General features: G+C 60.6%; 17 protein-coding genes. 5 read left to right on the top strand and 12 right to left on the bottom strand.

Annotated elements, in window-relative coordinates; all coding sequences use genetic code 11:
• Nucleotides 1-117 precede the first annotated feature (117 nt).
• The 3 genes from ACYQ2I_RS02825 to ACYQ2I_RS02815 form a co-directional block, all read right to left on the bottom strand.
• Nucleotides 118-606 carry a hypothetical protein gene (locus ACYQ2I_RS02825; protein ID WP_460165472.1) on the bottom strand — a complete coding sequence of 163 codons (489 nt, stop codon included), beginning with the start codon at nt 604-606 and terminating at the stop codon, nt 118-120.
• A 22-nt stretch (nt 607-628) separates the two neighbouring features.
• On the bottom strand, nt 629-1,063 hold the full coding sequence (locus ACYQ2I_RS02820; protein WP_460165471.1) for a response regulator: 435 nt from the start codon (nt 1,061-1,063) through the stop codon (nt 629-631).
• Between the two features lie 163 nt (nt 1,064-1,226).
• Nucleotides 1,227-2,834, bottom strand: coding sequence for a hypothetical protein (locus ACYQ2I_RS02815; RefSeq protein WP_460165470.1), 1,608 nt, complete (start codon nt 2,832-2,834; stop codon nt 1,227-1,229).
• Between the two features lie 322 nt (nt 2,835-3,156).
• Between ACYQ2I_RS02815 and ACYQ2I_RS02810 the strand changes: the two genes are divergently transcribed.
• From ACYQ2I_RS02810 to ACYQ2I_RS02790, 5 genes are all read left to right on the top strand, one after another.
• Nucleotides 3,157-4,047, top strand: coding sequence for a UTP--glucose-1-phosphate uridylyltransferase (locus ACYQ2I_RS02810; RefSeq protein ID WP_460165469.1), 891 nt, complete (start codon nt 3,157-3,159; stop codon nt 4,045-4,047).
• A 55-nt stretch (nt 4,048-4,102) separates the two neighbouring features.
• Nucleotides 4,103-5,152 carry a mevalonate kinase family protein gene (locus tag ACYQ2I_RS02805; RefSeq protein ID WP_460165468.1) on the top strand — a complete coding sequence of 350 codons (1,050 nt, stop codon included), beginning with the start codon at nt 4,103-4,105 and terminating at the stop codon, nt 5,150-5,152.
• A gap of 193 nt (nt 5,153-5,345) precedes the next feature.
• On the top strand, nt 5,346-5,978 hold the full coding sequence (locus ACYQ2I_RS02800; RefSeq protein WP_460165467.1) for a histidine phosphatase family protein: 633 nt from the start codon (nt 5,346-5,348) through the stop codon (nt 5,976-5,978).
• A 228-nt stretch (nt 5,979-6,206) separates the two neighbouring features.
• On the top strand, nt 6,207-7,679 hold the full coding sequence (locus ACYQ2I_RS02795; RefSeq protein ID WP_460165466.1) for a sulfatase family protein: 1,473 nt from the start codon (nt 6,207-6,209) through the stop codon (nt 7,677-7,679).
• 289 nt (nt 7,680-7,968) lie between these two features.
• Entirely contained in the window at nt 7,969-9,711 is a 1,743-nt protein-coding gene (locus tag ACYQ2I_RS02790) for a prenyltransferase/squalene oxidase repeat-containing protein (RefSeq protein WP_460165465.1), read from the top strand.
• A gap of 47 nt (nt 9,712-9,758) precedes the next feature.
• Here the strand turns inward: ACYQ2I_RS02790 and ACYQ2I_RS02785 are convergent, their stop codons facing one another.
• The 9 genes from ACYQ2I_RS02785 to rplA form a co-directional block, all read right to left on the bottom strand.
• Entirely contained in the window at nt 9,759-11,150 is a 1,392-nt protein-coding gene (locus tag ACYQ2I_RS02785) for a hypothetical protein (protein WP_460165464.1), read from the bottom strand.
• Nucleotides 11,151-11,336: 186 nt separating this feature from the next.
• Complete coding sequence (gene fusA, locus ACYQ2I_RS02780; protein WP_460165463.1) at nt 11,337-13,409, bottom strand: elongation factor G; 2,073 nt, start codon at nt 13,407-13,409, stop codon at nt 11,337-11,339.
• A gap of 159 nt (nt 13,410-13,568) precedes the next feature.
• Complete coding sequence (rpsG, locus tag ACYQ2I_RS02775) at nt 13,569-14,039, bottom strand: 30S ribosomal protein S7 (RefSeq protein ID WP_460165462.1); 471 nt, start codon at nt 14,037-14,039, stop codon at nt 13,569-13,571.
• 78 nt (nt 14,040-14,117) lie between these two features.
• Nucleotides 14,118-14,492 (bottom strand): 30S ribosomal protein S12, encoded by a 375-nt coding sequence (rpsL, locus tag ACYQ2I_RS02770; RefSeq protein WP_460165461.1) that lies wholly within the window; start codon nt 14,490-14,492, stop codon nt 14,118-14,120.
• A 225-nt stretch (nt 14,493-14,717) separates the two neighbouring features.
• Nucleotides 14,718-19,088, bottom strand: coding sequence for a DNA-directed RNA polymerase subunit beta' (rpoC, locus tag ACYQ2I_RS02765; protein ID WP_460165460.1), 4,371 nt, complete (start codon nt 19,086-19,088; stop codon nt 14,718-14,720).
• 117 nt (nt 19,089-19,205) lie between these two features.
• Nucleotides 19,206-22,937 (bottom strand): DNA-directed RNA polymerase subunit beta, encoded by a 3,732-nt coding sequence (gene rpoB, locus ACYQ2I_RS02760; protein ID WP_460165459.1) that lies wholly within the window; start codon nt 22,935-22,937, stop codon nt 19,206-19,208.
• A gap of 317 nt (nt 22,938-23,254) precedes the next feature.
• On the bottom strand, nt 23,255-23,677 hold the full coding sequence (gene rplL / locus ACYQ2I_RS02755) for a 50S ribosomal protein L7/L12 (RefSeq protein ID WP_460165458.1): 423 nt from the start codon (nt 23,675-23,677) through the stop codon (nt 23,255-23,257).
• Nucleotides 23,678-23,830: 153 nt separating this feature from the next.
• Entirely contained in the window at nt 23,831-24,355 is a 525-nt protein-coding gene (gene rplJ / locus ACYQ2I_RS02750; RefSeq protein ID WP_460165457.1) for a 50S ribosomal protein L10, read from the bottom strand.
• 60 nt (nt 24,356-24,415) lie between these two features.
• Nucleotides 24,416-25,096, bottom strand: a complete 681-nt coding sequence (gene rplA, locus ACYQ2I_RS02745) for a 50S ribosomal protein L1 (RefSeq protein ID WP_460165456.1) — start codon at nt 25,094-25,096, stop codon at nt 24,416-24,418.
• Between the last annotated feature and the right edge of the window lie 122 nt (nt 25,097-25,218).

Raw genomic sequence — 25,218 nt, 5'->3', positions numbered from 1 at the left:
GAAAGGGCCTTCAAGACGGAAGCCCGGCGAGGTTCACCGCCCCGCCGGGCTTTTTCGTCGTAGCGAACCGCGGCGACGACGCACAGGCCGTTTCCGGAAAAGCCGCCGGTATTCCGTCTACAATCCCAAGCCCAGGTAGCCGCCGTGTTCGTCGGCCTCTTTTTCCAGGCGTTCCAACCGCTCGATGGCCCGTTGAAGATCGCCCGCGGCAATGTAGCGGTCGAACTCGACCATCACCGCTCGCCGGACGGTTTCGTGGAACCACTCGATCACGCGGGCATTCGCCCAGTCACAGGTATCGCGTTTCAGCGAGATGTCGAGATCGCAAGCGATCGTTTGCCGATCGAGCGAATCGGTCATCACGCAGCCTTCGAAAGCGAACTCGAGCATCCCGATCTGCGGATCGTTCGTGAGATGAAAAACGCACGTTGCGTGATGCAGGTAGTACGTGTTGTGCCGTCCGTGCTTTTCGATCGCCTTCACGACCCGGTCGAAGAGCGCGAGAAACGCCGGTGAGGCATCCAACGGCGGATCGAGTCTCGCCACCGTCCGCAGCGGCAGACAATCGAAAGCGATTTCGACGTACAGGGGGGATGCTTCCGCCATGCTTTTACCTGGTTGCTGGAGGTTATTTGTCTTCCATGCTGTCGATGTACGCCCGAAGCCGCTCGAGCTCATCGGTCACTTTGCGAAGCTTGAGCATGTTCTCGACGCGTTTGAGCAACTCGAGTTTGTTGACCGGTTTGCTCAAAAAGTCGTCGCAACCGGCCTCTACCGCCCGTTCGATGTCCCCCAGTTCGTTCAAGGCGGTGACCATCAAGATCATGATGTCGCTGGTGGCCGGATCGCTCTTGAGTTTCGCACACACTTCGAAGCCGCTGAGCTTGGGCATCATGATGTCGAGCAAGATCAAGTCGGGCTGGAAAGCCGCCACCTTTTCGAGCGTGTCTTGCCCGTCGACGGCGATCTCGGTTTCGCAATCCACATCGGCCAGATAAGCTTCGAGCAGCTCGACATTCGGGGCGTTGTCGTCGGCAATCAGGATCCGGGGTTTCTCGCTCATGATCGTCCGTGTATCTGCTATCTGCGTTTGGAGGTTGTCGTCGTGTGCCATTCCAAACCGGCCCGCAACGGATCGCGGCCGGTCTCAGGCGATCGTGGCTTTCTGCGATTATACGGTTTCGGTGAAACCCTCGAAAGCGAAGTAAACCGCCATACCGTGCTGCTCACGGTCGGCTTGCGGTCGTCGATGAGCCGTTTTGCGTTATCGGCGTCACCCGCACGCGCAGCTCGCCTTGGTTGTCGTCCCACTCGGCCGGAGAGTCGTTCACACGAAAGAACAGTGTTCCCGGCCGTTGGATGACCAGGGTTTGCTCCAAACCGACAGGCACGGGATTCCACAAACCTTCGGGCGAGGTTTCGTCGTCGTAAACGGCGGCCAACAAAATCCCCAAAGGGAAACCTTTGAAATATCGCACCGTCACGCCGTTCGGCTCGCAAGGCCACGGCTCGGGATCGACGGCGATCGTGTACCGTCCGCGGGCGGTAATGCGGTAGGTTTTCCCGACCTCAAGGCGGTAACCGCTGTTCTGCCAGCCATGCTCCGCCGAGACGACGATCTCGGCCCCTTCTGCCGGTAGCGGTTGCCCTGGCGTGCCGTCGACGGTTTCTTTGCTCACGTCGTACCCGTAATCGAACATGGCGACCATCACCCGCCACTGGCGACGAATCGTGTCCCAATCGTCGGCAAACAGATCGTGGAAGCCGTTGAAGAAATCGCCGTACTCCAACAGCGCGGGCACGCGGCGAAACCGTTCGTGGAACCGAGGATCTTTTTCCAACAACAAACACGCCGCCCACGACCAGCCGTAGGCGTCGACCTCGCGATGGGCGGTCGGTCCCAGATTCAGCACGTCTTCCCAATCGAGGGCTTTTCCCGCAGCGAACGCCTCCCGCAAGATGCGCACGCGTCCCCACATCGGTGCCTCGTCGCGCGAGCGGGGTACGTAGTTCACCTCCAATCGACCGTTTTCGTAACGATGCGTCGCCAAAAGCTCGGCCATCCCTTCTTCGTACCACGGCGGTGCGTCGTCGCCGTAAAAATAGCGCATGAAGCCGTGTACGCCTTCGTGCAAGAGCAAGTGCCGCCGGTAGTACGCGCTCGGCTGTTCGTACATCCACAGCACTTTGCCGATCGAATAGCCGTTGGCAAACGCCGGTAAGCTTTCGGGCAACACGCCCAACGCGCGAAACTTTTCTTTGTCGTCAATCACAAATCCGATCATCGACCAATCGGCGTAATCATCCTCCGAGAAACCGAAATACTCGGCCCATTGGGGAACGGCCGCGTCGAATACCTGGGGCAACGTGTCGACCTCGGGCCCCGCCGGCAGGTCGGTGTACAAGACGATGTACCTTCCTGCAAGTTTCCGCAATCCGGCAGATAGAAACTTCGCTTCGTCGATGGGGACGGGCACGAGCAGTCGCCGACCACGGCGACGCTTGGCCACGGCCTCCTCCAACGAGCCCGGGGCAGGCCCCTCCGCTCGGGGCGGCATTGCATCTCCCGACGGCGCCCCGGCAAGTTGCGCCGGTTTCGGTGATAAGTTTTCGGTCGACGAGGCGTCGGCCCTTTCGCGGGTGTCGTCCGGCGAAACGCTTCGTTGTGGTAAATCGCTCTCCGAGGGAGCCGTTTGGGCACGATTCGAGCCGGCCGATTTCCCGCCCGACGACGGTTTTCCGCATCCCCCCCACACCAAGAGCGTCGCGACGGCCGCCAGCGCGATCGCTGCGTCGAAAGTAGATCGAGTTGGATTGCCCAAACGAGGCGGCATGGTCCCATAATCCCAAGTGGTGGTGCCCCCCGAACATACCGGACGGCGTTGCCCTTGGAAACTATATCCCACGACCGGCAGCGAGACGAGGCGTATCCCCCTAATCCGGGGCAGGACCGCCGGTGTGAAATCGAGGGTATACTTGAACAATAAACCAGTAAACATTGACAGCTCCTCTTCGCACGGCCGTCCGCCGTTTAGGGGGCACCCCGGCTTGCGGCCCCATTCGGTGGGGCACACCGCGAGCACCCGAGACCTTGGAACATCCGTCGTCGAACCTCTGCACAACGCGTCTTTACGCATCCAGGAAGGAACACCGAACATGTCGGTCGATCTTGCAGTCGTGCCGGTCGCCGGTCGTGGAACCCGCTTGCTGCCGCTCACCAAGAGCCAGCCGAAAGAAATGCTGCCGGTCGGCCGGAAGCCGGTCGTTCAATACGTCGTCGAAGAACTCGCCCGTTGCGGCGTGGGACGCATCCTGTTCATCACCGGCCCCGGAAAGACCGCGATCGAAAATCATTTCGACATCGACGCCGAGTTGATCGAATCGTTGCGGCAGTCGGGCAAAGAAGATCTGCTGGCCGAACTGGCATTCGAGCGGGCGGATATCGACTACTTCTATACCCGCCAGCGACGCCAACTGGGGCTGGGACACGCCGTCTTGTGTGCCGAAGGGATCGTCGGCCGGCAACCGTTCGTCGTCGCGTTGGGCGATTCGATCATCGGGCTGAACGCCCAATCGTCGGTCGTGGCGAAGATGATCGACGAGTTCGAATCGCAGCAGGCCGATGCCGTCGTCGCCTTCGAAGAAGTTCCGCGGTCGGACGTCGTTCGCTACGGGATCGCCAAGCCCGACGGACAAGCGAACGAAGTGTTCCGGCTGGCAGACATCATCGAAAAACCCTCGCTCGACGAAGCGCCCTCGAACCTGGCCGTGGCGGCACGGTACGTGTTCAGTCCGATCATCTTTGAACACCTCAAGCGGATCGAGCCGGGCAAGGGCGACGAAATCCAACTGACCGACGCCATTCGCCGCTTGATCCACAAAGGCGGCAAGGTATTGGGGGTGCGACTGCCGCCGAGCGAACCCCGTTTCGACATCGGCAACTTCGAGAGCTATTTTCGCGCCTTCTGCGAATTCGCCTTGGCCGACGAAAACTACGGGCCGCCGCTGCGTGATTTCTTGCGTGAATTGATCGACCGCGAACCGTAATCCGCCGTCCCCTTCACCGACCGATCGCCGCGCCGAACGTCGGGAGCAGAGCCTCATGCAACTGATTCGAAAACGAGCCTTCGCCCGGGCGGGTTTGGTGGGAAACCCGTCCGACGGCTATCACGGCAAGACGATCTCGGCTATCGTTCGGAATTTCTGGGCCGAAGTCACCCTCTACGAATGGGACCAAATCGAGATCGTCCTCAGCCAGGAAGATCGCAGTCGGTTCCGTTCGATCGCCGAATTGGCGCACGACGTCAAGCTGCACGGCTACTACGGCGGAGTGCGGCTGGTCAAAGCGACCATCAAGCGGTTTTTCGAGTACTGCCGCGCAAACGACATTCCGCTGCACGACCGAAATTTTTCGATCCGCTACGAAACGAACATTCCGCGGCAACTCGGTTTGGCCGGCTCCAGCGCCATCATCGTCGCCACCCTGCGCTGCCTGATGGACTTCTACGGCATCGACATCGCACGCCGCGTGCAACCGTCGCTGGTACTGTCGGTCGAAACCGAGGAACTGGGTATCGCCGCCGGTTTGCAGGACCGGGTGATCCAGGTCTATGAAGGCGTCGTGTACATGGACTTCTCGGAAGACCGTACCGACATCATCCACGGCTTCCCGTGCGGCACGTACGAGCCGCTCGATCCGGCGTTGTTGCCGCCTTTGTATTTGGCGTTCAATCCCGAAATCAGCGAGCCGACCGAAGTCATCCACAACGATCTGCGGGGCCGATACCGTCGTGGTGATCCCGAAGTCGTCGAGGCCATGAAGCGATTTGCGGCCCTCACCGACGAAGCACGCGACGCCCTGTTGCGACACGATGCCGAAACCTTTTCGAAAATCATGGATGCCAACTTCGATTTGCGCCGCTCGATCTTGAAGCTGGCACCGGAACATGTCGAAATGGTCCGCCGCGCACGTCGAGCGGGCGCCTCGGCCAAGTTCGCCGGTTCCGGCGGGGCGATCGTCGGTTGCGTACCGGATGCCGAAACGTTCCAGCGCCTGACGGAAGAAATGGCGGCCATCGGCTGCCGCGTCATCCGGCCGAAAATCACCCCCGAGATCCTTCCGTCACAAGAACCGGCCTCTTCGCGATCGTGAACTCGCCACGCACGCTCGGCCGTCGTGCGCACACCGCGAGCCGCACGGGGTTGCCGAAACGCGCCGTCTCGCCCAAACTGGCAAGACATGCGCAGGTCTCCCGTCCCCGCGGGCCATGAGCCGCCCTCTCTTTGGATCCCGAAGAAGATTTCGCCGATCAACACCAAGCAACCGAGGAAGACATATCCCGATCATGTTGATCTACTGCGTGCGCCACGGAGAAAGCACTTACAACGCGGAAGGTCGCGTCCAGGGCCAGTCGGACGTACCTCTCTCGGAACTGGGACGCCGTCAAGGCCGTGCCGTCGCCGACGCGCTGGCCGATGTAGGGCTCGAAGCGATTTACGCCAGCCCCTTGAAACGCGCGTACGAGACGGCTGAGTTTCTCGCGCAGCGGACGGGCCTGCCGATCCGCGTCGATGCCCGCCTGAAGGAGGTCAACGCGGGCGTGTTCCAAGACCGCCTTCGCACCGAGCTACAGGCACTGTACCCCGAAATCTATGCCCGCTGGGTCAGCGGCGATCCCGACTTCGTCATCCCCGAGGGTGAATCGCGGCGGCAATTGGCCGACCGCGGTGAGGCCGCATTCCGCGACATCTTTCGCTGCGGGCTAAACAAAGTGGCGGTCGTAGCACACGGCAGATTGCTGGTCGTGACGCTCAAACGCCTGCTCGGTGAACACGAAAACGCCGTTCCCTCGGCACTGCAAAACGGCTCGATTTCCGTCTTCGCGTACGATCCGGAATCCGATCATTTCAGCGCCGTGGATGTGGATCGCGTCGACCATCTCGAGGGCGTCGGCTTGAGCGGGCGCGGCGATCTCTGACCGGCCTCCGACGGCCCGTTCCCAAGGCGGGGTGTAACGCATCGCATCTCCACTCGACAGCGCCGGATCGTCCCGCTGTCGGCAGCGTTCTGTATATTGTCGACAGCGTCAATTTTTGCGTGCACCGCCGTCAGGCGCGCAATCACAATGGGAGAGAACGATCGCGCCCCCACCGAAGTCGGTGGTTTGTGTTCCCATCCCCTGTCTTTCGCATCCGGAGGTTTCGAAATGCCTCGTATGTTCTGCCGAGCCCTCATGCTCGCCGTCGTCGCTGCGGCGGCGGTCATTGCAACGGCCCGCTTCGGTGCGGCCGACACGCGACCGAACATCGTATTGGTCATCACCGACCAACAATCGGCCGACTTGATGAGCTGCCGCATCGGCGATCGTTGGTTGCGCACGCCCGCCATGGACTCGCTCGCCTCACAGGGCGTGCTGTTCACGCGGGCATATTCGAGCAACCCGCTGTGCATGCCGCTTCGCAACTCGCTGTTTACGGGACGCTATCCCCACGAAACACGGGTCATGCACAACGCGACACCGAAGGGCGGTCTCGATTTCAACGAATTCGTCATGATGGGACGATACTTCCGCGAGGCCGGATATGAAACGGCATACTGCGGCAAGTGGCACTTGTGCTTCCCCATAAAAGACGAATCGACGCACGGGTTCAAGATTCTCAAGCACGAGCCGATCCCGAAGGAGGAGGGCGGCGTCGACGCGACCACCGCAGCGGCGGCGGTCGACTTTCTCGAGCGAGAACACAAGCGACCGTTCTTGCTGGTGGTCAGCTTCTTGAATCCGCACAACGTGTGCGAGTGGGCCCGATTCTTGGCCGGTCGAGAGCAAAACTTCAATTGCGGAGAGGTGGGCACGCCGCCGCCGTTGGACGAATGCCCTCCCCCGCCCGAAAACTGGGATCCGCCCGTCGATGAACCCGACGGCATGACGCTCATCCGCAAGGGCTACCACGCCGATCCCAAGTTCCCCGTGGGCGATTTCACGCGGGACGATTGGCGTCGCCACCGCTGGGGCTATTACCGGATGATCGAAAAAGTCGATGCCGAGCTGGGCAAGGTTCTCGACGCGTTGAAAAGGCGGAAGCTGGACGGCGACACGGTGGTCGTGTTTACGTCGGATCACGGCGACTGCGCCGGAGCCCATCACTTCAACCAGAAGACCGTCTTATATGAAGAATCCGTCCGCATTCCGTTGATCATCTCGTGGCCGGGACACACCCCGAAGACGACTACCGACCTGCTCGTAAACACCGGCGTCGACACGTTGCCCACCTTGCTCGAACTAGCCGGTATCCCCATCCCCTCGAAATTGCCGGGTCGTTCACTCGCGCCGGTCGTTCTCGGCAAGAAGATCGACGTGTGGCGAGAATACGTCGTCTCGGAAGACGACATGGTCCAAACCGGCCCGGTGAACGGCTATGCCCCCAAGATGCAGGGGCGCATGGTCCGCAGCGACCGCTTCAAATACTGTCTCTACCAGTACGGTAACCGGCGCGAATCGCTGTACGACCTCGAAAACGATCCCGGCGAGACCGTCAATCTGGCGTATCGACCGGAATATCGCGAGGTCGTGCGCCGTCACCGCGAAATGTTGCGCGAATTTGCCGTGCGGCATCACGACACGCTGGCCTTGGAAATGCTTGCCGACGACGTCGCCCCGCGGCCGTTCCCGAAAGACTAGAAGCCGGCGGCGTACTCATCGGCGAGTTTTGATCGTGACGACCGAAGCCCCCTTGCCGTGTGCGAGGGGGCATTTGCTTGCGTTTTACGAGGCCGGTCGTTATCGTAGGAAGTGGTGAAACGTCGGGCGGTTACGTTGTCCGACCCCCCGAAGCAAACGCGCGGCAAACGGGGTTTGCAAGCGGCGAGGTCTTGGACTCGATGCCGTTTTTGCGCCCGCCCGAACCCACGGATTACAATCTGCGGAACAGGTTCTCTCGTCGGGGTGTCCCTACGAGGAGGTGAGGGAAGTGGCAGACCAACCGGAACAAAGAAGAGCGGAAGACGCAGCGGGAAAGGCGCCGCAACCGGCAAACAAAAATGGCCCTCCTGAGCTGCCGGGGAAGCCGTCGGCGTCCGAGAAAGCCCCATCGCCGGCCAAACAGCCGACGGCAAGCGCCGAGGCCACGAACGCTTCGGCCGGAAAACAAGCGGCCAAGGCGAGTTCTCAAGCGGCTTCTACCCAACAGCAAGCCCAACAACAGAGCCGGCCCGAGCAAGGTTTCATCCAGGAAGACGACCGCCGTCGCAGCCGCTTGGCGTATTTCTTTTCCGAAGTCCTTCATTGGACGCCGAGTTGGCTGGTCAGCATGGTGTTTCACATCGTGCTGCTTTTGGTTGCGGCGATGATCACCTTGCCGACCGAGGTTCAATCCACGGTTCAGCAATTGGTCGTTGCGCCGGGGGAATCGGAAGAAATCGAAGAAATCGAGGAATTGCTTCCGGATCCGCCCGAGGCGATCGACCTCGACATGGCGTCGATGCCGATCGAAATGCCGACCGACGTCGAACCGATCGAGGACCCCTCGCCGTTCGAAGACGAGACGGCTGCCTTGGCCTCGGTCGAAGCCCTGAGCGACCTGAGTCCCGTCCTCGTTCCCGATACCGATTTGGCCGCCCAGGCGGGCACGCTGACCGGCGATGCACTAGCCGGCCGCGGATCGGGCAAGGCACGCTTGGTAGCGACCGGCGGTGGTACGGAGGGAAGTGAACGGGCGGTCGCCAACGCCCTGAAATGGATCGTCGCGCACCAGCTCACCGACGGCGGATGGTCCTTCAATCATGCCTTGGCCCCCAGTTGTCACGGCCAATGCCGCAATACGGGTGAACTGACCGATGCCCGCATCGCCGCCACGGGGTTGGCATTGATGCCGCTGTTGGGTGCCGGAAATACGCACCAACAAGGCAAGTATCGCAACAACGTCAAGCAAGGACTTTACTTCCTGATTACCCGCATGAAGGTTTCGCCCCAAACCGGCGGCGGAAGCCTGATCGACAAGCAGGGACGCATGTATTCCCACGGCATCGCCTCGATCGTTCTGTGCGAGGCATACGCCATGACACACGACCGAGCGTTGCGGGTTCCCGCCCAACAGGCGGTCAATTTCATCGCCTACGCCCAAGATCCGGTCGGCGGCGGATGGCGTTACCAACCGCGTCAGGCGGGCGATACGTCGGTCGTCGGTTGGCAATTGATGGCCCTGAAAAGTGCTCACATGGGCTATCTGCAAGTGCCGCCCACCACGATCGAAAAGGCCATGCGTTTTCTCGATTCAGTCCAGTCGAACAACGGGGCGAACTACGGCTACGTCAGCCCGGGATCGGGCGAAGCGACCACCGCCATCGGCCTCCTGTGCCGCATGTATCTCGGTTGGAAACACGATCACCCCGCACTGGCCCAGGGCGTCAAGTGGCTCAGCAACAGGGGGCCCTCGAAAAACAACATGTATTACGACTATTACGCCACGCAGGTCATGCGGCACTGGGAAGGTGAAGAGTGGAAGAAGTGGAACGCCGAGATGCGCGACTACCTCGTCGAGTCCCAGGCGACCCAAGGCCATGAAGCCGGAAGCTGGTTCTTCAAACAGAACCATTCCGAAAAAGGCGGTCGTCTGTACTGCACGGCGATGGCCACGATGATCCTGGAAGTGTACTATCGGCACTTGCCGATCTACCGCAAACAAAGCACGACCGAGGACTTCCCGCTCGACTGATGCACCCTCGGTCGGGTTGAGACGCGACGACGACACCGACTGCCTTCTTACCGGGAGGCGGTCGGTTTTTCTTTGGCGGCCGTTTCGTCCGGATCGAGCAGCGCAAAGCCCGCGACCAGCGATTGGTCGGCGTCACCCAACCGCTCGCTCAGGTCCTCTTGGGCCGAGAAGAGAAACACGAATCGTTCATCGCGAGGCGTGGTCAGCAGGTAGTACGTCCATTGCACGGGAAGGCCTTGTTCATCGCCCACGGCGGCCACCCGGAAGAGCTTGAAGCCTCCGCCCGCCTCGTTCTCGCTCTCGCTGAGCCACTGTTTCAAGCTATCGCCCAGCAGCACGCGAACCTGTTCTTTGAACGCCGCCAGGGTGATGCTCTCGGAGCCGCCCTTGCCGCGGTAAATGTTGCATTGGGCCAAGTAGTCGCCGCTGTCCACAAACCGCAACACGACCAGTTCCGGCGAATCTTCGACCAGATACCAGCGGCGATCGTGGACGAGCTGCCACGGCTTGCCCTCGGGCTGAAGCAGCAGCCCCGCCTGCTCGCCTTCCGGCGGAAAGGTCAGTGTCCCCGGATCGAACTTCGCCAACCGCTCCGAAACGGTCAACGGCTCGCACTTCCACTGGACGCGGGCCGAAACGGCAAAAGCATTTTCGATCATGTTCGACTCGCGTTGTTCGTTGACGACCGCCCCCGCCCAAACGATGGTGCCGTTGCCCGTGTCGAATAGGCAACGGCCGACGACCTGCACGGCCGTCTTCGAACCGTGGACGGTTCCTTGCACATCGGCTGAAAACTCGATTCGGGCCTGTGCATTCTGGATTTCGACGAGCTTTGCACTCGACTCGACCTGTCGGACGGAATCGAGTCCCAACAAGAGCTGCCACGTGCTCTCGGGAATCGTCCACGTCGCCCCGGTCTCGACCTCTTTGCGGGGCAAGATCAATTCGAGGGTCAAGGCGTTACACAGTGCGTCGCTGTCGCCTAAGGTCTCCAGTAAATCCAATTCGTCGCGTGTCAGCGGCCCCGACGGCGAAAACAGGGTCGTGCGGTTTTCCGATACGTCGGCCGCGATCAGCCGCACCTCGGGCCGGAGAACCACCTCGAACGGCTTCTCGCCCACGCGAATCTTCGCAATCGCTTTGTCATAATCACGCAGCGAACGAACCACCGGCTTGTCGCCCGAATCGTATTGAAGGATTTGCCCCTCGTAGTTCAAATTCGCCGCGATCGCCAGCGGTTCGGTTTTCTCGGTCGTGGGATCGACGGTGACTTTTCCCTTGACCTCGATCGCCGTTTCGATGCGGAAGAAGTCACCCGGCTGCCGTTTCGGGGTCAAATCGACGGTCTCGGCGTAAACCGCCCCACAAACGGCGGTTGCCGCAACGATCACACCGGCAAGCAACGCGATTCTCGATTCCGTTCGCCCAAGCCTTACCATGCTTGTCGCATCCTTTTGTTTCGAACAGCGCGCAAAGGTCATCCTTGGCCCCGGGGGTTTACTCGGGGAGAGCGATTACGGTTGTACGTCCGCAAGCGATGCGGCGTCAAGAGAACTTGGCCTCGGGCGACTTCTGGGTCCCCCTATCTCGCCCATATTGCGCCGACGCCTACCACGTGCCGCTCATCAAACGAAGCTGTTGACGACTTCCGGCGGTGCCGGCCCGTAATCGAGCGGTTCAATCGAGCACGAAGCGCGTCCCTGGCTGAGACTGCGCATCGCGTTCGAGTAACCGAAAAGCTCGGCCAGCGGTGCCTTGGCCTCGATGACGGTGTCTTTACCGCGGTTGAAGGTTTGCGTGATCTCGCCGCGGCGTTGTTGCAGATCGCCGACGATATCCCCGACGAATTCTTCGGGTACGGTGACCTCGACCCGCATGATCGGCTCGAGCAACACGACCTCAGCCTCGCGCAGGCCTTTTTCGAAGGCGTCGGCGGCGGCAAAGCGAAACGCGATCTCGTTCGAATCGACCTCGTGCATCTTGGCGCCGACAAGACTGATTCGGATGTTGATCAGCGGGAAACCGTACAAGCCTCCACCGAATCCCTGCTCACGCAAGACTTCGAGAGCGGCATCGAGAAATTGCTGTGGAACCGGATCGGCACATGCGTTGACGACGGTTACGGGTGCCCCCTCCGCCTGGAACGGTTCGATGCGGATAGTCACTTCGGCAAACAGTTGCTTGCCGCCGATGGTCCGATGGCACGCACCGGTCACTTCGACCGCGTTGCGCACGGTTTCGCGGTAGCTCACCCGCGGTTTGTGAACACGAACGTTCAAGTTGTGCTCGCGAATCAAGCGGTGCGTGATGATCTCGAGGTGAAGTTCCCCCATACCGCTGATGATCGTTTGGCCGGTTTCCTCGTTTTCGCGGGCGCGGAAGGTGGGATCCTGACGCCGCATCATGTCGAGCGCGGCCGCGAGCTTCTTCCGCTCGGTGGAATTCTCCGGCTCGATGGCCATGTCGATGACCGTCTCGGGGAAGGTGATCGGCTCGAGCAAAATCGGGTTTCGCGTGTCGCACAACGTATCGCCGGTCACCGAGTGTCTCAACCCGATGATGCCGGCGATGTCTCCGGCCGAAACCTCGGCGATCTGTTCACGATCCGAGGCCTGAATGCGCCAAAGCTGCGGCACATTTTCTTTTTTGTTCTTGCCGGGGTTCAACACACGGCTGTTGGCTTTGAGCGTGCCGGAGTAGACGCGAATAAAGTCCAAATCGCCGTGCTTGTCGGCCTGAACTTTGAACAGCAGTGCGCAGAACGGCTCTTTCGGATCGGCCTTGCGGACGAGTTTTTTTTCGGGCTTTTTGGGATCGGTTCCCTCGACCGGCGGAATATCGAGCGGACTGGGGAGATAGAGCTTGACCGCGTCGAGCACCGGTTGCACGCCGATACCGTCCAAGGCCGAACCGCAGAACACCGGCACGATCATGTTGTGAATCACGGCGTCGCGAACGACGTTTTGAATCAACTCGGCGGGCACCTCTTCCTCGGCCAACAACAACTCGGTCATTTCATCACTGTACAGCGACAACCGATCGAGCATCTGCGCCCGCCACAGTTGCGCATCGTCGGCCATCTCGTCGGGAATCGGATGCTCGACGACGTCTTTGCCTTCGCCCTGCGGCTCGAAGGTCAGCATCTTCATCGAAATCAGATCGATCACCGCCCGAAAAGCGTCTTTGAAGTGCGGCGGCCCGCTTCCCACCGGAATATTCAACGGCACCGGCTGACAGTGAAGTCGGTTTTCGATCTCGTCCAAGACGGCGTAAAAGTCGGCCCCTTCGCGATCCATCTTGTTGATGAACGCGATGCGGGGAACGTGGTAGCGATCGGCCTGGCGCCACACGGTCTCGCTTTGCGCCTCGACTCCCTCGCGGGCACTGAAGACGACGACGGCACCGTCCAATACCCGCAAACTGCGTTCCACCTCGGCCGTGAAATCGACGTGTCCCGGTGTGTCGATCAGGTTGATGTCGATTCCTTCCCACTTGAACGTAACGCACGCCGATTGGATCGTGATCCCCCGCTCTTGCTCTTCGGGATCATAGTCGGTGACGGTCGTGCCGTTATCGACCATGCCCACGCGATGGACGAAATGCGCGTAATAGAGCATGCGCTCGGTAAGCGTCGTCTTACCGGCGTCGATGTGCGCGACGATTCCGATGTTCCGCAGCTTCTTCAAGTCACGTGGCATGGTCGAACACCGTAAGCGAACCGAAGGTGTGTCATCCTCGGGCGAACCCCGCCGCGGAAGGCCGCGGACGAGGAGCTTCCCAATATAGCCGCCCCAAAGGGCGCAAAACAACACCGCGTCGAGACGATCCCGGCGCGGTGCGATTGTGTACGGAATGGATTACCAGGCGAAGTGAGCGAACGCCTTGTTGGCCTCGGCCATACGATGGACGTTCTCGCGCTTGGTCATCGCGGCACCTTCCCGCTTGTACGCCGCCGCGATTTCGTCGGCCAGCTTCTCGGCCATCGGCTTACCCTTACGTTCGCGGGTCACCTGCAAAATCCAGCGAATGGCCAACGAGAGCTGTCGCTTGGGATTCACCTGCATGGGCACCTGATACGAGGCACCACCCACGCGCTTCGAGCGGACCTCGATATTCGGCTTGACGTTCTCGATCGCCTGAGTGAAGACCTCGATCGGTTCTTCGTCGGGAATCTTGGTGCGCAGGATTTCGAGCATGTCGTAGAAAATCCGCTGCGCGACCGATTTCTTGCCGTCCCACATCATCGAATTGATGAACTTACTCGCCAAGATCGACCCGTATACGGGATCCGGAGCGAGCTGTTTTTCACTGGCAGTCCGACGACCCATCTTGCTTCACCCAAACTACGGTTCTATGTTCGACGTTTTCCCAACAACTCCGCACGCCTCGCCTTCGGCCGCTTCGAACTATTTCTTCGGCCGCTTCGCCCCGTAACGGCTGCGTGCCTGACGACGTGCTTCGACACCGGCGGCGTCACGGGTTCCGCGGATGACCTGATACCGCACACCGGGCAAGTCGCGGATACGACCGCCCCGGACGAGCACGATCGAGTGTTCTTGCAGGTTGTGGCCTTCGCCCGGAATGTAGACGGTGACTTCCTTCCCGTTGCTCAGCCGCACACGGGCGATCTTCCGCATCGCGGAGTTCGGCTTCTTGGGCGTCATCGTCCGCACCTGGAGGCACACTCCCTGCTTCTGAGGACATTTGTCCAAAACGGGAGCCTTGCTCTTGGTGGGTTTCGGTTTCCGCGGACGGCGAACGAGCTGACTGAACGTTGGCATGTTACTTCAATTGCCCTAACTGAATATTTTTTCCAATTTGCCGTTACTGACGGCACCCACTTGTCCACTACTTGCCGAGCCGGCCTCGGACTCGATCGGCGACAGGCTGCCGAAGCATACCTGTCTGAAAAGGGATAAACCTTTAGCCTACCGAAACGGTATCGGCTGTCAAGGCTTCCCTCGAACGCTTTTCTCGGCTGTCTAAAGCCCTGCCGCGCGGGCTGCTCAGTCGGCTTGTTCCGACTCCTGTCCGGTCGAGACGCTGTCCGACCCGCCTTCCGGGTTGTTCGAGGCACTGGGAATGTCGTCCAGTGTGGGCCCACCGGACGGGGCAGCGTTCTCGGTCTGCCCGGCAGGGGCATCGGCCAGGAAGCGGAATTCCTGCTCCGGCAGCGGCGCGCCGCGCTCGGCCTGTTCGGCCAATGCCTCGGGGCTCAAGCGGACTTCCGCTTGCCGATAGAGCTTGAAACCGGTTCCTGCCGGAATCAACCGCCCCAGCACGACGTTTTCTTTCAAGCCGACCAGATGGTCCGTCTTGCCGGCCAAGGCCGCCTCGGTGAGCACCTTGGTCGTTTCCTGGAAGCTGGCTGCCGAGAGGAAACTCGTGCTCTGCACGGCCGCCTTGGTGATCCCCAGCAATTGCGTGTTGGCCGTGGCGGGGGTGGGCTGCTTGCACGTCGCGGGAGTGCCCCCCTCGGCCTCGACCTGGGCGTTTTGCTGTTCGAACACCTCGCGAGGTACGATCTCGTCCACCTCGAATTTCGTGTCGCCGGGGTCGACGATCTTCACGCACTTGGCGAGCTGCTCGTTCGCCTTGCGGAATTCGAACTTGTCGATCACCGAACCTTCGAGCAAACCGGTGTCGCCGCCCGACTCGACCTTCACCTTCCGCAGCATCTGGGCCACGATGATCTCGAGGTGTTTGTCGTTGATTTCGACCTTTTGGCTGCGGTACACGTTCTGGATTTCGCGGACGAGGTACTGCTGGACGGCCTCTTCCCCCGACACGCGCAACACGTCGTGCGGGACGAGCGGACCTTCGATCAAGGCATCGCCGGTTTTCACGTAATCGCCGGTATGCACGAGCATACGCTTACCGGGCGAAACCAGATGCTCACGTTCCAGACCGCTTTCGCTGCGGATCACGATCGTCTTCTTGCCGCGCCGTTTCTCGCCGAGGATTTCGACCTTACCGTCGATCTCGGCGATGACGGCAGGATCCTTCGGTTTGCGGGCTTCGAAGATTTCGGTCACCCGCGGCAAACCGCCGGTAATGTCCTGCGTACCCGAAACCTCACGCGGCTGCTTGGCCAGCACGGTCCCCGGCGAAACCATGTCGCCTTCTTCGACCAAGATGTGCGATCGTTCGGGCAGCGGGTAGAAGTCGAGAACCTTGCCGGTTTCGGGATCTTCGATAATGATCTGCGGGCTGCGATCGGCGCGATGCTCCAAGATGAATCGCCGCATGGTGCCCACGGCATCCTTTTCCAGACGCATCGTTTCGCCTTCGATGACGTCCTCGTAGCGAACGCGACCGTGCACCTCGGCGAGCTGCGGGATACTGTGCGGATCCCACTCACACAGCACCTGACCGGCCTTGACCTGGTCGCCGTCGCGAACCTTCAGCTCGGCCCCGGCGGGGACTTCGAACTTGTCCAGTTCTCGACCGCGTTCGTCGAGCAAGAGCATTTCGCCGTTCCGCCCCAAGACGATCTGCCGTCCATCGTCGGCATCGACCTTCCGCAACCGGGTGAACCGGATCGTCCCTTCCTGCTTGGCACGGATTTCGTGCTCTTCGACCGCCCGCGAAGCGGTACCACCGATGTGGAACGTCCGCATCGTCAATTGCGTCCCCGGTTCGCCGATACTCTCGGCAGCGATGATCCCGACCGCCAAGCCCTGCTCGGCCAACCGCCCCGTCGAGGCGTCCATCCCGTAGCACAACGCGCACACGCCCAACGGCGCCTCGCACGTCATCGGGCTGCGGACCTGAATCTTCTCGACGCCCAAGTCCTCGATCTTGCGCGCGATTTCGCGGGTGATCAGTTGGTTTTCGCGGACGATGATCTCGTCGGTGATCGGGTTGACGATGTTCGATCGGGCGACGCGTCCCCAAATCGCGTCGGAGAGCTTCACTTCGACTTTCTCGCCGCGGTAGATGACGCCCTTGGTGATTCCCTGCGTCGTTCCGCAGTCGTGACAGGTGATTACCACATTTTGCGCCACGTCGGCGAGCTTTCGCGTGAGGTATCCCGAGTCGGCCGTCTTCAAGGCGGTATCGGCCAACCCCTTGCGGGCACCGTGCGTCGAGCTGAAATACTCGAGCACGTTCAAGCCTTCGCGGAAGTTCGCCTTGATCGGTGTTTCGATGATCTGCCCCGACGGCTTGGCCATCAAGCCCCGCATACCGGCCAACTGCCGGATCTGCTCGACGTTACCACGAGCCCCGGACTGCGACATCAGGTAAATCGGGTTGACGTATCCGGGATACCGTCGGTCGTTCTTCAACGACGACATCAATTCCTCGGTGATCTGGTTTCGCGCCCGGGTCCAGATGTCGAGGATCTGGTTGTAACGCTCGTTCTGCGTCAACGCACCGCGCAGATACGAACGGTGCTTCTTGATGACTTCTTTTTCGGCCGCTTCGAGGATCTTGCTCTTGTTGGCAGGCATCAGCAGGTCGTCGGTAGCGAAGCTCAAACCGCTGCGTGTGGCCTGCCGGAAACCGAGCTGGTTCATGTCGTCGAGCAACTTGATCGTCGCCGGCCGTCCCAACAACTCGTAGCAGTCGGAAATGACCGTCGCCAGCCCCTTCGAGGTCATCACCTCGTTGTAATAGGGCATGCCCTCGGGCAACATCTCGTTGAAGATGATGCGGCCGACCGTCGTCGACACGACCGATCCGGGAGCGATGTCGGGCCGGTTCTTGACCGTCTTTCCTTGCGGCAGCCGAACGCTGATCTCGGCGTGCGTATCGACCTTGCCCAACGAGTACGCCAATTCGACCTCGGCGGGTGAACTGAACACCATGCCGTCGCCTTTGCGATCGGGCAAGGCCAAGGTGAGGTAGTAGCACCCCATCACCACGTCCTGCGACGGGCTGATGATCGGTTTCCCGTGGGCCGGGCTGAACACGTTGTTCGTCGACATGATCAACGTGTGTGCCTCGACCTGGGCCTCGATCGACAGCGGCAAGTGAACGGCCATCTGGTCGCCGTCGAAGTCGGCGTTGAAGCCCTTGCACACCAGCGGATGCAGTTTGATCGCGTTTCCTTCGACCAATACCGGTTCGAAGGCCTGGATCCCCATCCGGTGCAACGTCGGTGCTCGGTTGAGCAACACCGGGTGATTCTGGATCACCTCGTCGAGGATGTCCCACACTTCCTCGTCGCGGCGTTCCAGCATCTTCTTGGCGCTTTTGATCGTGTCGGCATGCTGCAATTCACGCAGTCGCCGAATCACGAACGGCTGGTACAGTTCCAGAGCGATCCGTTTGGGCAAACCGCACTGGTGCAGCTTCAACGACGGACCGACCACGATCACGCTTCGTGCCGAGTAGTCGACCCGCTTTCCCAACAGGTTTTCTCGGAAGCGCCCTTGCTTACCTTTGATCAGGTCGGTGAGCGACTTGAGCGGCCGGTTGCTCGATCCTAACACCGGGCGTTTACAACGGCCGTTGTCGAACAAGGCGTCGACGGCCTGTTGCAACATCCGCTTTTCGTTACGGACGATCACCTCGGGTGCGTTCAGATCGACCAGCTTCTTGAGCCGGTTGTTCCGGTTGATGATCCGGCGATACAGATCGTTCAGGTCGGCGGTGGCAAAGCTTCCCGAATCGAGCAAGACCAACGGACGTAAGTCGGGCGGAATCACCGGCAGCACGTCCAACACCATCCATTCAGGACGATTCTCGCTGTCGCGGATCGCCTCGACCAACTTGAGCCGGTTGATGAGGTCTTTACGCTTTTGCTTCGAATTGCACTCTTTCAGCTCGGCGCGCAGCTCGCGGGAAAGCGTCACCAAGTCCAGGTCTTGCAACAGGCGTCGAATGGCCTCGGCCCCGATCATGACCTGGAACGAGCCGTCGGGGTACTCTGCCCGGGCCTGGCGGTATTCTTCTTCGCTGAGCAACTGCTGCTTCTTCAGCGGCGTGTCGCCGGGATCGACGACGACGTAGTCCTGGTAGTAGATGATCTTTTCCAGGCTCGTCGTCTTCATGGCCAACAAGGTTCCCAAGCGGCTGGGAACGGCCTTGAAGAACCAGATGTGAACGACCGGGCTGGCCAGTTCGATATGGCCCATCCGTTTGCGGCGGACGCGGCTGTGCGCGATCTTCACGCCGCAGCGATCGCACACCATCCCCTTGTACTTCATGCCGCGGTATTTACCGCAGGAACACTCCCAGTCCTTTTCGGGACCGAAGATGCGTTCGCAGAAGAGCCCGTCTTTCTCCGGGCGATAGGTTCGGTAGTTGATCGTTTCCGGCTTCCGGACTTCGCCGAAGGACCAGCTCCGAATGTCGTGCGGCCTGGCCAGACTGATCTTGACGGCCGCGTAATCATTGACCCGGTCGTAGGAAGCTTCACCGAAACTCACGATACAAACTCCTTATTCTCCGGAGAAGACGAATAGGAGATCATCGGCTGTATGGCAAACGCCGCGGAGGACTCGATCCTTGCGCGGCACTGCGCGATCCCGTCGATTGCCTCTTGGTTACAAGTTCCGCCCCTTGACCAACTGCATGTTCAGGGCCAGGCCGCGGATTTCGTTGGTCAACACGTCGAAGCTGGCCGGGGTTCCCGCCTCGAGGGTGTTCTCACCCTTGACCATCGCTTCGTAGATCTTCGTACGACCTTCGACGTCGTCACTTTTGACCGTCAGCAATTCTTGCAGCACGTAGGCTGCACCGTAGGCTTCCAAGGCCCACACTTCCATTTCCCCGAATCGCTGACCGCCGAAGCGAGCCTTACCGCCCAGCGGCTGTTGCGTGATCAGGGAGTACGGTCCGGTCGCCCGCGCGTGAATCTTGTCGTCTACCAAGTGGTGCAGCTTGAGCATGTAGATGTAGCCGACGGTGACCTGCTGTTCGAAGGGTTCCCCCGTCCGGCCGTCGTACAAGGTCGTTTTGCCGTTGGCGGGCAAACCGGCCTCTTTCAAACACTCGTTGATCTCGTGTTCTTCGGCACCGTCGAAGACGGGCGTGATCGCACGAAAGCCCAGCTTCGCCCCGGCCCATCCCAGGTGCGTTTCCAGAATCTGGCCCACGTTCATACGGCTGGGCACGCCCAGCGGGTTGAGCAGGATTTGGACGGGCGTCCCGTCGGCCAAGAAGGGCATGTCCTCCTTCGGCAGAATCTTCGAGATGACACCCTTGTTTCCGTGCCGACCGGCCATCTTGTCGCCCACCGAGATGTGCCGCTTGGTCGCGATATACACCTTGACCATTTGCAGCACACCGCTGCGCAGCTCGTCGCCGCGCTTCATCGAGTTGAGCGTCCGGTCCCGCTTGTCGATGGCTTCTTCGACCAACGGCCACAGCTCTTCGTACGCGGCCTTGACCTCTTTGCGACGTTCTTCGCTGCGGATGTCGAGTTTGCTGATGTCGAATCGCTGGGCCTGTTCGGCCACGTAGCGGTGCTCCTGCCCTTCCACGAGCGGATTGCCGTCTTCGTCGGTCAGCTTTCGTTTCAAAATCGACTCGATCCGTTCGACCAGTTGCCCGAACGCTTCGGCGATCTTGGCGTTGCCCTCCGCCTCGGCTTTCTTGAGGTTGTCTTCGAATTCCTTGCGTTCCTCGTCGCTGAGGCTCATTCGCCGGGCGAACTTCTGCGTGTGGATCACGATTCCCTCAATGCCCGAAGGAACCTCGAGCGAATCGTTCTTCACATCTTCACCGGCACGCCCGAAGATGGCGTGCAGCAGCTTTTCTTCCGGCGACAATTCGGTTTTCGATTTGGGCGAAACCTTACCGACCAGGATGTCGCCGGGCCGGACGTAGGTCCCCACCCGCACGATCCCGTTCTCGTCGAGGTTGCGCAGGGCTTTTTCGCTGACGTTCGGAATGTCGCGGGTGAAGTCTTCGCGGCCGATCTTCGTTTCGCGAATCTCGGCGTCGAATTCCTCGATGTGGATCGAGGTGAAGGTATCGTTGTGGACCAGCTCTTCGCTGATGATGATCGCGTCCTCGAAGTTGAAGCCTTCCCACGACATGAAGGCGGCCAGGACGTTTCGGCCCAGCGCCAGCTCACCTTTGTAGGTGGCGGCACCGTCGGCGATGACTTCGCCCTTTTTGACTTTTTGGCCGGGCATGACGATCGGCTTCTGGTTTTGGCACGTCCGCTCGTTCATGCCCACGAACTTCTTCAATTCGTAGACGTCGACGCCTCTGCCGGTGTCGATTTCGATCCGCAAACCGTCTACGTACTTGACGGTTCCGGCACGTTTCGCCCGGACCAGCAGGCTGGAGTTCTCGGCCGCTTTTTTCTCCATACCGGTCCCGACGATGGGCGGTTCGGTCACCAACAGCGGCACAGCCTGCCGCTGCATGTTCGACCCCATCAACGCCCGGTTGGCGTCGTCGTGTTCCAAGAAGGGAATCAACCCCGCCGAGACCCCCACGATTTGTGCCGGCGCCACGTCGATGTATTGCACTTTGTCGACCGGCACCAGGGTGAAATCGCCGTGGTAGCGGGCCACGATGTTTTCGCCTTGGATCTTGCCGTCCACCGCGGGCACGTCGGCCGGTGCCAAGACGGCGTCGAACTCCTGATCCGCTCGCAGCCACTCGATCTTGTCGGTGATCACGCCGTTTTCCACGACGCGGTAGGGCGTCACCAGGAACCCGTACTCGTCGACTCCGGCGTAGATCGCCAAGCTGGAGATCAAGCCGATGTTCGTCCCTTCAGGGGTTTCGATCGGACACACGCGACCGTAGTGCGAAATATGCACGTCGCGGACTTCGAAGCCGGCTCGCTTTCGGTTCAAGCCGCCCGGCCCCAAGGCCGAAAGCCGTCGCTCGTGGGTGAGCATCGACAAGGGGTTCGTTTGGTCGACGACCTGCGACAGTTCCCCTCGGCCGAAGAAGTACTCGATCGCCGCGCTGATGCTCTTGGAGTTGATCAAGGACCTCGGCGTCATGTCGGCCAGATCCTTGAACGCCATGCGATCTTGCACGGTCCGCCGCAACTTGAGGAACCCTTTCCGCAGCTCCTCGCAGGCCAACTCGTCGATCGTGCGGACGCGCCGGTTGCCCAAGTGGTCGATGTCGTCGACTTCGTAGCCTTCGTCGCCTGCCCGCAGATGCGACAGGTACTTGATCGCCTCGATCAAGTCATCGGGCCGCAAGCACATTTCATCCTCGGGGACGTTCAACTTAAGCTTCCGGTTGATGCGGAAGCGGGCCACGCGTCCCAGCCGATAGCGGTTCGTGTCGTAGAACTTCTCGGTAAAGAGCGTTTTCGCCTTCTCCAGTTGCGGCGGGTTTCCGGGCCGCAGCCGTTGATAGATGCGCAGCAGGGCCTCTTCGTGGCTGGCGGTCGGATCATCGGCCAGCGAATTGAGGATCAGCGGGTTCTTTTGCGGTTCCATGACCACGACCGACTTCAGCCCCGAGGCGCAAATGAGTTCGGCCGTGTTCTTGCTGATCTTCTGCCCGCACTCGACAATGATCTCACCGGCGTTCGGGCTATCTTCGGGATAGACGATGTCTTCGACGGCGATCTTGCCCTCGATCTTCACGGCGCTGCGGCCGTCGACGATCGTTTCCTCGCTGATCTGGTCGCCGTAGAAGGCCCGCAGGATCGAGGCATTGTCGCCCAATTCCGGTGCCATCGCCCGCAGCAGCGTCATCACCGGGAACTTTCCGCTCTGGTCGATGCGGACGGCGAGGCTTTCGCGGCGAGTGACCTCGATCTCGATCCAACTGCCGCGTTCGGGGATGATTCTGCAACTATGGACGCGCCGGTCGCCCTCCTGGTTGACCACGAAGTCCATACCGGGGCTGCGGTGCAACTGGCTGACGACGACGCGCTCGGCCCCGTTGATGATGAACTCACCGCCGCCGAGCATGATCGGCATGTCGCCCAGGTAGACTTCTTCCTCGACCGGCTCCTCCTTGTTCAGCCGCAGCCAAACCTTGAAGGGTCGGCCGTAGGTCAAGCGCAGTTGCCGGCATTCCTCGGGGGTGTACCGCGGCTTGCCCAGCTCGTAGCGGACGTATTCCAGCTTGACCGACTTGTCGTAATTCTCGATCGGGAAGATTTCCCGCAGAACCGATTCGATCCCTTCGTTTTTCCGCTTCTCGGACGGAACATCGTACTGCAAGAACCTTGCGTACGATTCGGTTTGAATCTTGGTCAGATCAGGGATCTCGAAATCGTCATGACGCCGTTTCCCGAAATAGCGAGCGTCCTTAGGTTCCAGCCGGCGCTGAGCAGAGCTAGCCATGCAGGGGTTACCCTCCACAATGAACGAAATGTAATCGGGACCCAATCAAACAGATGGGGCGAGAGGTTGAATCGGCGCGCAAGGGCGCCGCAGCCTGGACCCATTCGAGTACAGAGCTCCCGAACAGCGAAGTCGAAGACACACGCGCATGCGCACTCCATCCCGCTCGAGGACGCGAGGACGGATTCCAACCGCGGTTTGCCCGGACGCGCCCGGCCGCTTCGACGGCGAACTTCCTTGCCGTTGCAACCGGCGCGCACCAGACCGGCCGTCGGCAGAACGCGTTGCGTTCCGCCGACACCGACCGGTACGATATGCTACTTGATGGTAACCGTCGCGCCTTCTTTTTCGAGCGCTTCTTTGATTTGTTCCGCTTCTTCCTTCGGCACACCTTCCTTGATCGTGGCCGGGGCGCTTTCGACCAATTTCTTGGCCTCGGTCAAGGGGATACCGGCAAGGATGCTGCGGACGGCCGTGATGACCTTCAGCTTCTTGTCGCCGAAGCTTTCGAGCACCACGTCGAATTCGGTCTTTTCTTCGGCCGCACCGCCGTCACCGGCGCCGCCGTCGCCACCGGCGGGAGCCGCCATCACGACACCGCCTGCGGCGGCCTTGATGCCGTGGACCTCTTCCAGGTAGTCGCTCAGCTCTTTCGCTTCCTTCAGGCTGAGCGCCACGATGCGATCACCCAGTTCCTTGATCGCTTCCGAAAATTCACGTGCAGGAGCGTCAGTTGCCATCGGTCGAATGATCCTTTCGCAAAAACTTGGTAATTGCGAGCGGCATGGGCGGGCACATGCCGCCGGCCGCTCTCCCATGTTCCACTTGTTTCCTCTTACCAACGGAGCCGACCGCACCCGTCATCACGGCCGACCGCCAATCCGTTTCGTATTTCAGCTCTCGCCTTCCTCGGCCTTTTGCTTGACCTGACCGGCCAAGGTCGAACCCGGGCCGCTGATTTGCCCGGCCAACGTCGCGGCCGGCCCAATGATTTGACCCGCGATTTTGGCGATCAGTTCTTCGCGCGACGGCCACTTGCTGACCTCGACCACTTGTTCGGCCGACAGCTTCTGGCCGTCGAACATGCCGCCTTTCGCTTCGAACTTCTCGTATTCGGGGTCGTCGGCCAGCTTGACGATCGTCTTCGCCAACTCGACGATATCCGACGCCCCCCAGCAGACCGCGTGGGGCCCGACGGCATCGTCGAACAACCCGTCCAAAGCCGTGCCCTTGAGCGCCCGGCGGGCCAATGTATTCCGCACGACCATCATGCGGATATTCTTCTCCGCCAATTGCCGGCGGAGTCGATTCGTTCGGTTCGCATCCAGCCCGATCACGTTCGTCAACACGACCGCGTCGACGCCGTCGAGCTGCTTGCGGTACTCGTCGGTAATCAGTTGTTTGACGTATTTACTCATGATCGTTCACGCCCATCGAATGTGTTTCGCTTGCGGCCGTCTCGTCGCGTCACGTCCCGCTCACACGGCCACCCGGACGCCCGGCGACATGGTTGCGGCGATCGAAATGTTCCGAATGTACTGCCCTTTGACGGCGGCGGGCTTGAGCGATTCGATGTAGCGGATGAACTCGCGGATGTTTTCCACGAGCTTCTGCTCGTCGAAGCTCAACTTACCGACCATCGCGTGAACATTCCCACCGGCGTCGTTTCGGAATTCGACCTTACCGGCCTTGTACTCTTTGACGGCCTTTCCGACGTCGGGAGTCACGGTGCCCGCCCGCGGCGAAGGCATCAACCCCCGAGGCCCGAGCACGCGCCCCAACGGCCCAACGATTCCCATCATGTCGGGAGCCGCGATACACACGTCGAAATCGAGCCAGCCGCCTTTGATCTTCTCGGCGAGCTCCTCGCCGCCGACTTCGTCGGCACCGGCGGCCTTGGCTTCCTCGGCCCGATCTCCCTTGGCGAACACGATCACCCGGAGCGAGCGGCCGATTCCGTGCGGCAACACAAGCGATCCACGCACGATCTGATCCGCCTGGCGGGGATCGATCCCCAGCCGAATGGCGATTTCGACCGTTTGATCGAACTTCGTGTTGTCAAAGCTCTTCAACACCTTCACCGCTTCTTCCAGCGGCAGCGGTGTTTTTCCGGGCACCTTCTTCGCCAGTGCCCGATAGCGTTTCGAATGCTTCGGCATCGTTGCGAACCTGTGAATTCAAGCTCTCCCGCACCCCGTCGTCATCGGTCGCAAGCGATGTCCGACGACAAGTCGCCGAGAAACCATCGTTCCACGTGGACGGCCGATGAAGAGGTTAGCGG

This window comes from Thermostilla marina (assembly GCF_054657455.1).
This window is presented reverse-complemented; position numbering and strand designations above follow the sequence as displayed.

Excerpts from the sequence above, each read along its gene's own strand:
- ACYQ2I_RS02825 (WP_460165472.1), bottom strand. The coding sequence starts at position 606 with ATGGCGGAAGCATCCCCCCTGTACGTCGAAATCGCTTTCGATTGTCTG.
- ACYQ2I_RS02820 (WP_460165471.1), bottom strand. The coding sequence starts at position 1,063 with ATGAGCGAGAAACCCCGGATCCTGATTGCCGACGACAACGCCCCGAAT.
- ACYQ2I_RS02815 (WP_460165470.1), bottom strand. The coding sequence starts at position 2,834 with ATGCCGCCTCGTTTGGGCAATCCAACTCGATCTACTTTCGACGCAGCG.
- ACYQ2I_RS02810 (WP_460165469.1), top strand. The coding sequence starts at position 3,157 with ATGTCGGTCGATCTTGCAGTCGTGCCGGTCGCCGGTCGTGGAACCCGC.
- ACYQ2I_RS02805 (WP_460165468.1), top strand. The coding sequence starts at position 4,103 with ATGCAACTGATTCGAAAACGAGCCTTCGCCCGGGCGGGTTTGGTGGGA.
- ACYQ2I_RS02800 (WP_460165467.1), top strand. The coding sequence starts at position 5,346 with ATGTTGATCTACTGCGTGCGCCACGGAGAAAGCACTTACAACGCGGAA.
- ACYQ2I_RS02795 (WP_460165466.1), top strand. The coding sequence starts at position 6,207 with ATGCCTCGTATGTTCTGCCGAGCCCTCATGCTCGCCGTCGTCGCTGCG.
- ACYQ2I_RS02785 (WP_460165464.1), bottom strand. The coding sequence starts at position 11,150 with ATGGTAAGGCTTGGGCGAACGGAATCGAGAATCGCGTTGCTTGCCGGT.
- fusA (WP_460165463.1), bottom strand. The coding sequence starts at position 13,409 with ATGCCACGTGACTTGAAGAAGCTGCGGAACATCGGAATCGTCGCGCAC.
- rpsG (WP_460165462.1), bottom strand. The coding sequence starts at position 14,039 with ATGGGTCGTCGGACTGCCAGTGAAAAACAGCTCGCTCCGGATCCCGTA.
- rpsL (WP_460165461.1), bottom strand. The coding sequence starts at position 14,492 with ATGCCAACGTTCAGTCAGCTCGTTCGCCGTCCGCGGAAACCGAAACCC.
- rpoB (WP_460165459.1), bottom strand. The coding sequence starts at position 22,937 with ATGGCTAGCTCTGCTCAGCGCCGGCTGGAACCTAAGGACGCTCGCTAT.
- rplL (WP_460165458.1), bottom strand. The coding sequence starts at position 23,677 with ATGGCAACTGACGCTCCTGCACGTGAATTTTCGGAAGCGATCAAGGAA.
- rplJ (WP_460165457.1), bottom strand. The coding sequence starts at position 24,355 with ATGAGTAAATACGTCAAACAACTGATTACCGACGAGTACCGCAAGCAG.
- rplA (WP_460165456.1), bottom strand. The coding sequence starts at position 25,096 with ATGCCGAAGCATTCGAAACGCTATCGGGCACTGGCGAAGAAGGTGCCC.